The organism is Limosilactobacillus sp., assembly GCF_051873075.1.
In the GTDB taxonomy this organism is placed as follows: domain Bacteria; phylum Bacillota; class Bacilli; order Lactobacillales; family Lactobacillaceae; genus Limosilactobacillus.
In genome coordinates, this window is record NZ_JBJEEM010000033.1 from 1 (window position 1) to 14,233 (window position 14,233).

11 protein-coding genes, 1 pseudogene and 1 other annotated feature are annotated in these 14,233 nt (G+C 51.8%); of the genes and pseudogenes, 7 read left to right on the forward strand and 5 right to left on the reverse strand.

Going from position 1 to position 14,233, the window contains the following annotated elements:
• Positions 1-502: 502 nt before the first annotated feature.
• From ACI31J_RS03835 to ACI31J_RS03850, 4 genes are read right to left on the reverse strand one after another with little or no spacing between them, the layout of a single operon-like run.
• The gene (locus tag ACI31J_RS03835; RefSeq protein ID WP_439773114.1) at positions 503-1,645 is read right to left on the reverse strand and encodes an ArgE/DapE family deacylase; all 1,143 of its coding nucleotides are present in this window, start codon (positions 1,643-1,645) and stop codon (positions 503-505) included.
• A 35-nt stretch (positions 1,646-1,680) separates the two neighbouring features.
• A complete protein-coding gene (locus tag ACI31J_RS03840) occupies positions 1,681-2,388 on the reverse strand; it encodes a methionine ABC transporter permease (RefSeq protein WP_439773115.1) in 708 nt (235 codons plus the stop codon).
• Positions 2,363-3,427 carry a methionine ABC transporter ATP-binding protein gene (locus ACI31J_RS03845; RefSeq protein WP_439773116.1) on the reverse strand — a complete coding sequence of 355 codons (1,065 nt, stop codon included), beginning with the start codon at positions 3,425-3,427 and terminating at the stop codon, positions 2,363-2,365. The genes ACI31J_RS03840 and ACI31J_RS03845 overlap by 26 nt, the downstream gene beginning before the upstream one ends.
• A 14-nt stretch (positions 3,428-3,441) precedes the next feature.
• A complete protein-coding gene (locus ACI31J_RS03850; RefSeq protein ID WP_439773117.1) occupies positions 3,442-4,293 on the reverse strand; it encodes a MetQ/NlpA family ABC transporter substrate-binding protein in 852 nt (283 codons plus the stop codon).
• An 88-nt stretch (positions 4,294-4,381) separates the two neighbouring features.
• Positions 4,382-4,625: a binding site (T-box leader), on the reverse strand.
• Positions 4,626-4,845: 220 nt separating this feature from the next.
• Here ACI31J_RS03850 and ACI31J_RS03855 point away from each other — a divergent pair.
• Both ACI31J_RS03855 and ACI31J_RS03860 read left to right on the forward strand, forming a co-directional pair.
• The gene (locus ACI31J_RS03855; RefSeq protein ID WP_439773118.1) at positions 4,846-5,781 is read left to right on the forward strand and encodes an L-lactate dehydrogenase; all 936 of its coding nucleotides are present in this window, start codon (positions 4,846-4,848) and stop codon (positions 5,779-5,781) included.
• A gap of 100 nt (positions 5,782-5,881) precedes the next feature.
• Complete coding sequence (locus ACI31J_RS03860; protein WP_439773119.1) at positions 5,882-7,069, forward strand: MFS transporter; 1,188 nt, start codon at positions 5,882-5,884, stop codon at positions 7,067-7,069.
• 68 nt (positions 7,070-7,137) lie between these two features.
• Here the strand turns inward: ACI31J_RS03860 and nth are convergent, their stop codons facing one another.
• Positions 7,138-7,779, reverse strand: coding sequence for an endonuclease III (gene nth, locus ACI31J_RS03865; RefSeq protein ID WP_439773120.1), 642 nt, complete (start codon positions 7,777-7,779; stop codon positions 7,138-7,140).
• Between the two features lie 295 nt (positions 7,780-8,074).
• On the opposite strand from nth, the gene ACI31J_RS03870 reads away from it, so the two are divergent.
• The 5 genes and pseudogenes from ACI31J_RS03870 to pgi form a co-directional block, all read left to right on the forward strand.
• A complete protein-coding gene (locus ACI31J_RS03870; RefSeq protein ID WP_439773121.1) occupies positions 8,075-9,517 on the forward strand; it encodes an APC family permease in 1,443 nt (480 codons plus the stop codon).
• Positions 9,510-10,856 (forward strand): aspartate aminotransferase family protein, encoded by a 1,347-nt coding sequence (locus ACI31J_RS03875; protein WP_439773122.1) that lies wholly within the window; start codon positions 9,510-9,512, stop codon positions 10,854-10,856. The genes ACI31J_RS03870 and ACI31J_RS03875 overlap by 8 nt, the downstream gene beginning before the upstream one ends.
• A gap of 90 nt (positions 10,857-10,946) precedes the next feature.
• The gene (locus ACI31J_RS03880) at positions 10,947-11,933 is read left to right on the forward strand and encodes a LacI family DNA-binding transcriptional regulator (protein WP_439773123.1); all 987 of its coding nucleotides are present in this window, start codon (positions 10,947-10,949) and stop codon (positions 11,931-11,933) included.
• 403 nt (positions 11,934-12,336) lie between these two features.
• Entirely contained in the window at positions 12,337-13,602 is a 1,266-nt protein-coding gene (locus ACI31J_RS03885; RefSeq protein WP_439773124.1) for an MFS transporter, read from the forward strand.
• A gap of 185 nt (positions 13,603-13,787) precedes the next feature.
• Positions 13,788-14,233: pseudogene (gene pgi / locus ACI31J_RS03890) on the forward strand (glucose-6-phosphate isomerase); the annotation flags it as partial.

The window sequence follows — 14,233 nt, forward strand, 5'->3', positions numbered from 1 at the left end:
TGATCCCAATCGTCACGACTGCGGGTATTTTGTTATAAATGAATAATTGCTAAATCTTAATTTAGATTATTGTTGGGGTTTACCACCTACAAACATCCCGGCAGCAGAAGCTATAATAATTCCAACAAAACTTACAACAGCAATCATGTTACTTAAAGCTGACATCATGGTAAACACCCTTCCTTTTCAAAAAAACTTATTATCTTTCAACACCTTTATTATAGCAAGCTTCTTCCATAACGCTGATAATAATTGGCTAATTTTTTAATAAGCAAAAATAGAACAGAACTTATTAAATGCTTAGCAATGGTTAATGATTTATCATAATGTTCTCTAAAGAGCCATTCAAAGAATTTTAGCTGGCTTTGGAATAGTGAACGATTATTGAATTAATCATCAAAAGCTTCACTTTTTCTTAAAGAATTTATCTTTTTCGTAATTAAATATCAACGAATAATAAAAAGGCCGGTTTCTCATCGGCCTTTTGGGAGTTTATTAAATTCTAATCGAAGAAGTCACGGGCGATTTGCTTGTAGGCTTTGATCGCAGCCAGGTAACTTGGAATGGTTGTGCATTCATCGGTTTGGTGAGCCATGTCCCAAGAGTCACAGCCCAGCACCACGACGGGCAGGTCCGGGTTCTTGAGCGTGAAGACGCTGGCGTCGGTGGCCCCGTTGATGGTGATTAGTTTTACGTCATTCGGGTAGTTTCGCTGGGCGGCATGAAGGGCCAGTTGAACGAAGTCGTTGTCCGGCTCGGTAATGACCGGCTCGAAGCTCTGGGTAATCTTTAATTCCAGCTGGAAGGGGGTCTGGTGGTTGATCAGTTCCACTAGGTCGGTCAGTCGTTGGGTGACCTGCTGGTTGTCAAAGACCGCGCTTGGCCGGATGTTACCGAAGAGCTGGGCGAGGTCAGGAATAGTGTTGGCCTGCTTGCCGCCCTCGATGATGGTGATGCAGTGCTGAATCTTGCCCAGGTATTGATCCGTGTCCACGTCATCAAAGAGGTGTCGTTCTTGTTCAATAAAGTGAAGAAGGCCATCGATGGCGTTGATTCCCTGGTCAGGATGGGAACTGTGGACCGATTTGCCGCTACTGGTGATTCGGTAAGTCAGGCTGCCGGAATGGGCGAACACCACGTTGCCGCCGGTCGGCTCACCGACTACCAGGGCGTCGAGGTCATCAACCGCGCCTTGCTTTTCCAATCGCCAGGCCCCGGGAGTCCCCAGCTCCTCACCAGAGGTTGCGAGAAATTTAAGGGTCCCGGATGGCTGGTAGCCAGCTTCCTTTAATTCAATCAGGGCAATGGCTTGGGCAGCGAGGCCGCTCTTCATATCGGCGGCGCCCCGGCCGTAAATGTGGCCGCTGACCACTTCGCCGCCGAAGGGATCATGTTGCCAGCGCTCGGGGTTCGGGACCGCCACCGTGTCTTGGTGGCCGGTAAAGCCGAGGACTCGTGAATCGGCCCCGGTGCCGATCTGGGCAATTAAGTTGGCGCGCCGGTCGCCAAAGGCATCGACGGTGACGTCAATGCCGTGGGCAAGCAACAGTTTCTGCAGGTAATCTGCCACCGCCACTTCATTGCCGTTGACGGAGTGGATTCTAATCAGGTCTTGCAGGACCTGGATCTGTTCGTTGGTTTCCATAGTAGCAGGCCTCCTTTTGGGGGTGGGTGAATGGGCTAACGAGTCTGATGATCAAGCTTCTTGGCGATGAAGTCACCGACCACTTGGATAATCAGGACAAAAAGCAAAACGAGCAGGGTGGCGACCAAGGTCACGTCGTTGTTGAAACGGTTGTAACCGTAAGAGATGGCGGTGTTCCCGAGGCCACCGGCACCAATGGCACCAGCCATGGCGGTCAGACCGACCAGGCTGATCAGGGTTACTGTGGAGACCCGGGTCAGCTCGGAACGGGCCTCGCGCAGGTAGACATCCTTGATGATGTCCCAGTTGGTAGCCCCGATGGCTTCGGCGGCCTCAATCTTGCCGTGGTCGACACTCTCTAAAGCGACTTGCACCTGCCGGGCGTAGAAGCCGAACACCCCGATGGTCAGTGGGACCAGGGCCGCCGTCGTCCCAATCTGGGTCCCAACTAATAGCTGGGTGAATGGGGCGATGAAGGCCAACAGGATGATGAACGGAATGGCCCGGAAGATTGAGACAATTTTATCACAGACGTTGAACCAAAATCTATTTTCAAGGATGCCGCCGGGTTCGGTAACCACTAGGGCCACTCCGAAGAGGAGACCGAGAATGCCGCCGAAAATTGCCGGCCAGAAGGTCATGTAGATGGTTTGCACGATTGAGGTTCCCCAACCATTGTCGCCACCCCAGCCAAGCTGAATCACGTTTGGTAAAAGCTTACTCATTCCAAATCCTCCTATCATCAATCTTTGTTACGGTTACGTTGCTTTGTTTAAGAAATTCGACAGCCTGTTCACGTTGCTTAGAGTCGCCCTTGACGACGATGAACAGGGTCCCGACCGGCTGACCGCTGAGGACCTCGACATTCCCGTAGAGGATGCTGGCCTCGACGTTAAGCCGCTTGTAAAGCTCGACGATGATCGACTGGGTCACGTTGTTGCCGTTGTAGACTAGCTGGAAGAGCTCTTCGTCGTCATCGAGGTGGTCGAGGTTGAAGGCCTTGAGGGTGTCGATGGCCGCCAGAGAGCCGCCGACAAACTGGCGGGTCAGCTCTTCCTTTGGCCGCAGGAAGACGTCTTGCAGGGCGCCATGCTCAATGATCTTACCGTGTTCCATCACGGCAATCTTGTTGGCGACCCGCTTGACGGCGTCCATCTCGTGGGTGATCAAGACAACGGTCAGTCCGATCTTTTGGTTGAGGCTCTTCAATAAGTCAAGGATCTGGTTGGTGTTCTGGGGATCCAGGGCGGAGGTGGCCTCATCGGAGATCAGGATTTTCGGGTCGTTGGCCAGGGCCCGGGCAATGGAAACCCGTTGCTGTTCACCACCGGAAAGCTGGACCGGGTAGAAGTCGGCCTTGTCCTTGAGCCCCACCAGGTCGAGCAACTCCAGGGCCTTTTTCTCCTGGGCGTCGTCATCGAGATCACTGTGTTTCAGGGCAAACAGGATGTTTTCAATCACCGACGTCTCGTTGAGCAGGTTGAAGTGCTGGAAGATCATCCCGATCTTACGCCGCTTGCTCTGCAGTTCCTTGTTGGAAACCTGTTGGCGGTGGTCACTGAAGAAAACATCGCCATCGACGGTGACGGTGCCGTCCGTTGGCTTCTGCAAGAGGTTGATTGTCCGGACCAGGGTGGACTTCCCGGCACCAGAATAGCCAACGATCCCGTAGATGTCACCGGGCTCAATCTCAAGGGAAACGTCTTGAACGGCGTGAACCACTTTCTTACCTTGTTTAAAGGTGACGTTAATGTCTTGTAAGTTAATGATTGGATCTGCCATACAAAGTCCTCCCGTTACTTATTGAAGTTCAGGTCCCAGGCTGGTAATTCAGCGGTTCCGTAGTGCTTCTTGATGAATTGCTTAGTCTTTTCGGTTTGGTAAGCCTTAACGACATCTTGGTAAATCTTGTTGTTCTTGTTGCTCTTCTTGGCTGCGATGATGTTGACCCATTGCTCGGAGTCCTTGTTGATTGGTTCAACGTAGATGGCGGACTTGTAGTTGATGCCGGCAGCTTGAGCGTAGTTGGTGTTGACAACCGCGGCGTCGACGTCCTTCAGTGAGCGGGCAGTTTGTTCGGCGGCTAGTTCCTTAAACTGGATGTGCTTCGGGTTCTTGGCAACCGAGTTAGCACTGGCCAACGTGGTTCCCTTCTTGAGGGTGATCAGGCCGGCATTCTTTAAGGCAAACAGGGCCCGGGATTCGTTGGTAGCGTCGTTTGGTACGGCCACCGTCGCGTTGTCCGGCAGGTCTTTTAAGCTCTTGTACTTTTGTGAGTAGACCCGGATTGGGGTGATGTAGGTGTCACCGATGGAAACGATGTCGGTGTGGTGGGCCTTATTCCAGCTCCGCAAGAACAGCTTGTGCTGGAAGGCGTTCAGGTCAATATCACCATTTTCCAGAGCCTTGTTTGGCTGGTTGTAATCGGTGAAGTCCTTAGTCTTGACCGTGACGTGGTACTTGTCCTTAGCGGTCTTGGTGACGGATTGCCATAACTTGGCCTCGTTCTTGTCCCCGGCCATGATCCCAACGGTCACCGTCCGCCGACTTTCCTGTTGTGGCCGTACAAAACTGAAGTAACCGGCAATGATCACCAGGATGGCAACGACCACCCAAATAATTGTTCTTTTCTTCTTTCGATTCCGCATAGTAATAACTCCCTTTCATCTTTTCCTTACTGAATATAAATTAACCGAAGCAATTGCCGGGGATGAAAAAAAGCACCCGTCCCCTAAACTAAAGGACGAGTGCTTCGTGTTACCACCTTTATTCGTTGAATCGTCACCGGTTCAACCTCAGTAGGTTACTCTAACCGTGGTTAGAATTACCTAGCACGAATAACGTGTGCTAACCCGTCACTGGCTAATAAGCTCGCCAGCGCCATTCTAAGCCCATCTTCAACAGCGACACCTGCTTCTTTCCACCACCCAGAAGCTCTCTTGAAGGCTTTGCTACCTACTCTGCTTTTCGGTATGTTTAACTTCGATTAATTGATTATGGCTTAATTATAATAACTTTCTAATCATTGTCAACACTTTTCTGAGAAAATTTAATCAAGAAAGATTTCTACTATAAAGGACTTATCTGCTGGAAGATTCACTATTTTAAAAATGTCCAAAATTAGGGATGCCAGGGCTGGTACTTGGATATGAAACATGCTATATTAAATTTTAATGAGAAAACGAAAGGGGTCTTAAATAATGGCACGAAAAGTTGCAGTAATCGGAATGGGGCACGTTGGTTCAACAGTTGCCCACTACATTGTCGCCAACGGCTTTGCTGACGACCTGGTCCTGATCGATACAAACGAGGCAAAAGCTAAGGCGGATGCCCTGGACTTCAAGGATGCCATGGCCAATCTGCCATTCCATACCAATATTATCGTTAATAATTATGATGAATTGGCAGATACTGACGTGATTGTTTCGGCAGTCGGCAATATCAAGCTCCAGGACAACCCGAACGCGGATCGCTTTGCTGAGTTGCCGTTTACCCGGAAAGCCGTGGCCGATGTTGCCCAACAGATTAAGGACAGTGGCTTTAACGGCAAGATCGTCGTCATTACGAACCCGGTCGACGTGATCACCTCCCTTTACCAGAAGATCACCGGCCTGCCAAAGGAACACGTCATCGGGACGGGAACCCTGCTGGACTCTGCCCGGATGAAGCGCGCCGTGGCCGACCAGCTGCATGTCGATCCCCGGTCTGTGGATGGCTACAATCTCGGTGAGCACGGGAATTCCCAATTTACGGCATGGTCCACGGTCAAGGTGCTCGATCAGCCAATTACTAAGCTGGCCCAAAAACGCGGTCTTGACCTCGCCGAGCTGGATAAGGAAGCCAAGATGGGCGGCTGGACGGTCTTCCAGGGGAAGAAGTACACCAGCTACGGGGTGGCCACGGCAGCCGTACGCCTCGTTAATGTGATCCTCTCTAACTCCTTAACGGAACTGCCGGTTTCCAACTACCGGGACGAATATGGGGTTTACCTGTCATACCCGGCAGTGGTCGGCCGCGACGGGATTGTTGCCCAGAGTCAGCTTGATTTGACCGATGAGGAACTGGAAAAGCTCCAAACTTCGGCTAACTTCATCAAGGAAAAGTACGCGGAGAGTCTGGCCGCGACGAAAAAGTAGCCAAACTTCATAAAGCATGATACAGTAAGAAATAAACCTACCTAAGGGACTATGACACGCGTCGTGGTCCCTTTTAGTCTGAAGAAAGGAATATGCAACAATGACCAAAGAAGTAAAAAAGATCATTGCGACGGTTATTTTCTGTGAGTTTTTGATTTGTCTGGGGATGAGCCTGATCTTCCCGGTGATGCCCTTCATCAAGAATGAGTACGGCTTCTCGGCTTTCGACATGGGGGTGATGTCGTCCCTGTTCGCTTTTGTCCAGTTCGTTGCTTCGCCAATCGTCGGCCGGGTCTCGGACAAGTTCGGCCGCAAGCCGATGCTAGTGTGGGGCCTGCTGGTCTTCTCACTGGCGGAATTTCTGTTTGCCATCGCCCAGCACTTGTGGGCTTTTGACATCTCCCGGGCGGTCGATGGCCTGTCGGCGGCCATGTTCGTGCCGACCTCGATGGCCCTCGCCGCGGACTTGACGTCGGTGCGGGAGCGGGCCAAGGTGATCGGTTGGCTTTCGGCGGCCTTTAGCGGGGGCCTGATTCTTGGCCCTGGCCTGGGCGGACTCTTAGCCAACGTCAGCTATAAATTTCCGTTCTGGGTCGCGGGCGGTCTGGGCCTAGTCAGTACCGTGGTCGCCTGGGTCCTCTTGCCGCGCGATGATGATGAACGCTTTAAGAGCACGACCAAGGATCCGGAGAGTGAGCTACTGGGGAGCACCTGGACGCAGGTGAAGAAGATGATGACCCCGGCCCTGATCACGCTGTTTGTGATGATCTTTGTGGCGGCCTTTGGCTTGGCGGGCTTCGAGAGTATCTACAGTCTGTATGTCAACGAGGTCCACAACTTTGACCTGGCGACGATTGCCCTGGTCCTGACCTTGAACGGGATCATCTCGCTGGTCCTGCAGGTCTTCTTCTTTGAGGGCTTGGTTCGTTGGCTGGGGGAAGTGCGCCTGATCCGCTACAGCTACTTTCTCAGTGCCGTGGGGACGGTCTTTGTGATCTATGATCATTCGCATTGGCAGCTGGTCGTTGCCACCCTGGTGATCTTCGAGGCCTTTGACCTGCTGCGGCCAGCGATCACCACGCTGTTGACCAAGATGAGCCAGGAAAACCAGGGACTATTGAATGGGATCAATATGTCTTTGACCAGTGTTGGCAACATCATCGGCCCACTGATTTCGGGGGCGTTGTTGGATATGAATTACCAGTATCCTTACTGGGTGGTAATCGTCTTCTTAGTAGCGGCCTTCATCATCACTTTTGGCATGAATCGGATGATCGCGCGCCACTAGGGTGCTAGCAATGGTTGTAAAATTGCAAAAAAAGGACTAGTGAGGATTTTCTCGCTAGTCCTTTTTTACTACATCACGTTATCCTGACCGTACTTGCACATCGCCAGCAACGGGCACTGGGCACACTTGGGATTGCGGGCGGTGCACTGATAGCGCCCCCAGAAAATCATGCTATGGTGAGCATCGAGCCACTGCTCCTCGGGAATGGCGGCCATCAGGCGGTGCTCGATCTGGAGGAGGGTGGCTTTTTGCTCAACCATGTCCAGCCGGCGGGCCACCCGGCTGACGTGGGTGTCGACCGCAAATGCGGGGATCTTAAAGCATTCGGCCAGCACCACGTCGGCAACCTTGCGTCCAACTCCGGGAAGGCTCATCAATTCCTTGCGGGTGTGGGGAACCTCACCATCAAAGTCCTTCACAATCGCCCGCGAACAGTTGACCAGGAACTTGGCCTTGTTTCGGTAGAGGCCAAGGCGTTTGATATATGGTTCGACTTCTTCGGGTTCGACGGCTGCCAAATCACGGGGTCCGGGGAACCGCCGGAAGAGGGCCGGGGTAGTTAGGTTGACCGATTTGTCAGTGGCCTGGGCGCTGAGGATCGTTGCCAGGAGAAAGTGGAAGGTGGTGTCGGCCGTGAGGGTGGTACTGGCGTCAGGAAACTTTTGGCGCATGACGTGAATTGCCTGACGGATTTCTTGATCGGTGAGCATGGGAAGACTTCTTTCTATATATTCTTAGCTAAATTGTCGGTGGGTGGTCTTGATAAGTCAAGCTGTGCCCAAACGAACATTAAAGAAATTTCATTTCTGTATTAAGCGCTCCTAATTTAATGGCAATGCTAGTAAATGCTCCACTTTGGAAATGAAAGCGATTACGCTTGACGGCGGGCACTCAAGTTATTTAAAATTAACTAAATTAATGTTTGACCTTAAGGAACGGACTTGATAGAATGTATTAAAGTTTTTCTTATAATTCTAATTAAAATTTAATAAAGGAGGAAGAGTTATGAGTTTTTGGAAAACAATTACGCGGAAAGAAGATCCGCATGTTTACGAAAGCAAAGACGGCCATCTGGTCCGATCACTGCGGGTGCGGGATTTTCTAGCATTGGGTGTCGGAACCATTGTGTCGACTTCGATTTTCACTCTTCCCGGTGAAGTTGCGGCAATGCATACCGGTCCGTCGGTTGCCATCTCATTCTTGGTGGCGGCGGTCGTTGCCGGGCTGGTTGCATTTGCGTATGCCGAAATGGCAGCGGCAATGCCGTTTGCCGGGTCTGCATATTCCTGGATTAACGTTGTCTTTGGTGAATTCTTCGGTTGGATCGCCGGTTGGGCCCTGTTAGCCGAATACTTTATCGCCCTAGCCTTCGTTGGTTCTGGTCTATCGGCCAATTTCCGGGCATTAATCGCTCCGATGGGGTTGAAACTGCCAGCCTCACTGTCAAACGCCTTTGGGACCGACGGCGGGGTCGTTGACCTGGTTTCCGTCGTCGTGATCGCTTTAGTGGCCCTGCTGATTTCGCGTGGGGTTTCACGGGCAGCCCGGGTGGAAAACATCCTGGTTGTATTAAAGGTATTCGCCGTTCTCCTTTTCATTGTGGTGGGGCTATTTGCCATTAAGGCAACCAACTACGTCCCATTCATCCCTAAGTACCACGAAACCGCCAACGGGGCATTCGGGGGCTGGCAGGGAATTTATGCCGGGGTTTCCATGATTTTCCTTTCCTACATTGGTTTTGATTCCATTGCGGCTAACTCAGCTGAAGCGATCAACCCACAGAAGACGATGCCGCGGGGAATTCTCGGCTCCCTGGCCATTGCCGTGGTCCTGTTCGTTGCCGTTAGTCTGGTCCTGGTTGGGATGCTCCCATACCAGAAGTATGCTAACAGTGCCGAACCAGTCGGCCTGGCACTGCGGGCAGCTGGTCACGGTGGCGTGGCGGTCGTTGTTCAATCCATTGCCGTTGTTGGAATGTTCACTGCTTTGATCGGAATGAGTATGGCCGGTTCCCGGCTGATCTACTCCTTCGGTCGTGATGGGATGCTGCCGAAGTGGCTCGGCGGGCTTGATAAGAGCCAGCGGCCAAACCGGGCCCTGTGGACACTGACCATCGGGGGGATCTTGATCGGGGCCTTCTTCCCGTTCGCCTTCCTTTCCCAGCTAATTTCTGCCGGAACGTTGATCGCCTTCATGTTTGTTTCCCTGGGGATCTATGCTCTGCGGAAACGGGAAGGCAAGGACATCGCTGACCCGGCATTTAAGATGCCACTCTACCCGGTCCTGCCAGCATTAGGATTCTTAGCCTCTCTGTTTGTCTTCATTGGGCTGGACTACCAGGCTAAGCTGTACGCCGGCATTTGGTTTGTTCTCGGGCTGGTAATCTACTTTGCTTATGGGATGCATCATTCCTACCTGGACAAAAAGGAGGCTGACGATCATGAGTGAGGAAACTAATCGCCAGATCCTAGAAAAAGAACAGGCGGCCTTCTCAACGGCTGCGCGGATCAAATACTACGACATCGTAATTGACCATGGGCACGGGGCCATTATTACGGATGTCGAGGGCAACGACTACATCGACCTCCTGGCAAGTGCCAGTTCGACCAATACCGGTCACGCCCATCCGCGGATTGTCAAAGCCATTCAGGACCAGGCGGCGAAGATCATCCAGTATACGCCGGCCTACTTTGCCAATTCACAGGCTGCCCGGCTGGCCCCTCGCTTGGCAGCACTGGCGCCGATGAGCGGCCCGGTCGAGGTGGCCTGGGGAAATTCCGGGTCGGATGCCAACGATGCGATCATCAAGTTTGCCCGGGCCTACACCGGCCGGCACTACATGGTTTCCTTTACGGGGGCTTACCACGGCTCAACCTATGGCTCGATGACCCTTTCCTCGGTTACGTTGAACATGAGTCGGAAGATGGGACCGCTCTTGCCGGACGTGGTGAAGGTGCCGTTCCCGTCACCATGGGACCGCCTGCCGGACGAGAGTGAAGAGCAGTTTGTGGACCGGATGTTTGCGGCCTTCAAGCAACCGTTTGAAACTTACCTGCCGGCCGAGGAAACGGCGGCCATCCTGATCGAACCAATTCAAGGGGATGGTGGGATCGTCAAGACACCGCCGGCTTACTTGCAGAAGGTTTATGATTTTGCCAAGGAACACGGCATCCTCTTTGCGATCGACGAGGTCAACCAGGGGATGGGCCGGACTGGCAAGTGGTGGTCCATTCAAAACTTCCCGGGCATTGAACCGGACCTGATGTCCGTCGGCAAGTCGCTGGCGTCGGGGATGCCGTTGAGTGCCATCATTGGGCGCCGTGAGATCATGGAGTCACTGGGGTCTGCCGCCAACGTTTACACCACGGCGGGGAACCCCGTGACTACGGCGGCGGCCAACGCCACCATCGACGTGATCGAAGACGAACACCTCTTGGAACGGTCGACCCGCTTGGGCAAAAAGGCCGCGGATTTCTTCAAAAAAGAACAGGCCAAGTATGACTTCATCGGTGATGTGCGGATGTATGGCTTAGATGGCGGGATCGACATCATTGATCCGGCCACGGGTAAGGGGGATGTTGAAGCAACCACCAAGTTGATGTACCGGATCTTTGAACTCGGGGCCATCATCATCAGCCTGCGTGGTAGCATCCTGCGTTTCCAGCCGCCGTTGGTAATCACTGATGACCAGCTTGACCAGGCCTTTGATATCATTGACCAGGCCTGCGCGGAACTTGCCGCTGGCAAGCTGAGCCTGCCTGACAATGCGGCCGAACTTGGCTGGTAATAGTTAATGAAAGACTCGCTAGCACTGTGCTGGCGGGTCTTTTAGTATCCCTATGTTATAATGACCACTAGTTAATAAAGGGGATAAATTATGAACGAAAAAAAGACAATCAAGCTAGAAGATGTTGCCAAGGCCGCGGGAGTGTCTAAGACGACGGTCTCTCGGGTGCTAAACCACCGTGGTTACCTCAGCGATAAGACCATCAAGAAGGTTCACGAGGCGATGGACATGCTCAACTACCGGCCCAATGTAGTGGCTCGGCAGCTGTTTAAGCAGCGGACCAAGCTGGTTGCGCTGGTCTTCCCGACCGTCAACGACCCCTTCTTTGCCGAACTGGAAGGGGAGTTGGAAAAACGGTTCGATGCCTTGGGCTACCGGGTCTTGATGGGCAACAGCCAGAACAATCCCGTCAAGGAGCAGCGTTACCTGCACCTCTTACTGGACCACCAGGTTGATGGTTTGATTGTTGGTTCCCACAACCAGGGGATCGCGGAGTACGAGAAGGCTAACCGGCCGATCGTTTCGATTGAACGCTACGTGGGCCGGAAAATTCCCGTCGTTTCGTCCGATAACTATCAGGGCGGACTGCTGGCTGTTCAACGACTGCTCGATGATGGCTGCCAGCATATTATCCACACCAATTACCCGGTCAACCTGGTGTCGCCGAACGAGTTGCGGCGGCAAGCCTACGAGGATCTGATGCATAAGCATAACCGTCCGGCGATCACCTATGACGTCTCGTTTGATGTTTCGGATGAAGAAAAGGAGCGGGTCTTCCGGAAGATGTTCCGGGAGCACCCGGAGGTTGACGGCATCTTTGCCGACAATGATACCAACGCTAGTCTGATTATCCGGGTCGGGAAGGAATTTAACAGGCACGTTCCTGACGACCTAAAAGTAGTTGGTTACGACGGGGCCAGCATTACCCGGATGCTGTCGCCAGAGCTGACGACCATCCGTCAGCCAATTCCGGAGATGGCGAATACGGCGGTGGACTTGCTCCTCAAGTTGATTGAGGGTGAGGAGGCAAAGTCGACGACCCTGCCGGTCAAGCTGATCAGCAGTGTAACGGGGTGAGATTAGGAGAGGATGGAACGAGAAGTCGGGACATCTTCTTTTAATTTTTAATAAAAACCGTTGTGAAAGTCATCACTTGAGAATTAACGGTCATCGCTTTGCCCAATTTTATCCTTAAAATTGGGCTTTTTTTATAAAAACAGTACAATTCCTTGGCAATGGGGGCATTACAGCACTAGAAAAATTCAATGATTCAATCGGTCTAATGTAAGCGCTTTATTTGAAAAACCGGTTGAAATGCCGCCAAACTGGCAATTAATGGGGACTTGCGTGAAAACAATCACATTATGTAAGCGCTTTACTAAAATAGGACCACCGGTTATCATATAGGTGTTGAAAGATAATAAATAAAATATAAAAGTTGTTATTTATCTGGTTTAGCAAGTTTGGAGGTTGTTTTATCATGAAGCATAGTCAATCAATGGCGACTAAACTTGCGTTCCTGTCCGCATCATTCATGGTTACGAGCGCCTACGCAATTCAGAGTGCCTTACCGCAGATTAAGTCATCGCTGGCAATTAGCCAGCCCCAGGTTGAATATCTGGTCACGGCACCATCATTTGCCGTCATGTTCTTCGTAGTCCTCTCGCCACTGCTTCAGGACTGGTTCAATATTTCTGACAAGCACATTATCATGGCCGGAATTACGTTGGTCGGGATTGCCGGTTTGGTTCCGGCATTTGCCAATAATTATTGGGTAATCCTCGTTTCCCGGCTCTTCTTGGGTGCTGGTTACGGGCTGTACAACTCCCAGGCGATTTCATTGATTTCGGTTTGGTATCAAGGTCACGAACGAACAAGCATGCAGGGCTGGCGGTCGGCCTTTGAACAGATCGGCAATGCCTGCACGCTGACCATTTCTAGCCTGCTGCTGATCTACGCTGGCTGGCATGCGGCCTTCTTGGTATATGGGCTTGCCTTTGCCGTAATGGCCTTCTTTGCATGGCGGGTTCCAAACGATACTCATAGCACCTCTAATGATGACGATGGCCAGACTGAGGAGACCATCTCACCACTTACCCACGAAAAGGTTACCAAGATCAGTCCGTTGGTTGTAGCCATCCTTGCCTTTGTATTGCTGATCAAGATGGACTTTATCGGTATGGAGGACCGCTTCCCTGGTTTAGCGGTTGCCATCAATGGTAATCAATTCAAGGGCACCGGGACCTACCTGTCGCTGATGCTGATTGGGGCCACGCTCGGTGGTGCTTGCTATGGAACACTGCAGAAGCACTTTGGTTACATCGGTACGATCTATATTGGCCTTATCCTGCTGGCAATCGCCAACTTCCTGTTTGGCTTCGGCGGCAATAACTTCATGATTATTGCGGCTGGGATTCTGCTGGTTGGGTTCCCAATGCAGGTGCTGACCCCATTGATCTTCAACATTCTGCCGTTCATGGCACCGATGAAGCTGCAGACCAAGATTACCTCCTTTGTTCTAATCGGTTTCAACTTTGGAGCCTTTTTCTCCCCAACGGCCGATGCCTGGTTTAACCACCTGCTCAGCCAGCCGCTCAGTGGCCTTGGCCTGGCAGCACCATTTAGGATCTATGGAGTAATGATGCTGATTATTGCGGCCTTAATCTTCCTAGGCAAGCGCGGCCTGGAGCTACGTTCGCAACACCAGGGCAGTCTGGCACCGCAGAAACAGTCAATTAACCACTAATACTAATTAGAAGACGCCCCGTCAATTTGTTGACGGGACGTTTTTTAGTGTTTAGGAAAAATTATGAAAAAGTTCTGTCAACCGGTTGACTTGTTAAAAAGGAAGCGCTAACATAAGAATTGTTGAAAGAGTGAAACGCTTCCAAATGAACGGAAGCAGTTGTTTGTTGAAAAGAGGAAAAGATCATGGCATATATTTCGTTTGATCATACCGGACTAAAACAATTCGTTAATGGCAATGAGTTGGGTGAGATGCAGGCGATGGTAAACGCAGCGGATGACGAGCTGCGTAATGGGACCGGGGCTGGTGCGGACTTCCGTGACTGGCTCCACCTGCCAAGCGAATACGACAAGGATGAGTTTGCCCGGATCAAGGCCGCTGCCAAGAAGATCCAGTCCGACTCCGACATCCTGGTCGTAATCGGAATCGGGGGTTCCTACCTTGGTGCTCGAATGGCGATTGACTTCCTCCACAATACCTTCTACCAAGCGCAAAAGGCTGCGGACCGCAAATATCCACTGGTATTGTTCGCCGGAAACTCGCTTAGTTCTACCTACGTTCATGACTTGCTTCAGCTGATCGGGGACAAGGACTTCTCCGTCAACGTGGTTTCCAAGTCTGGAACCACGAC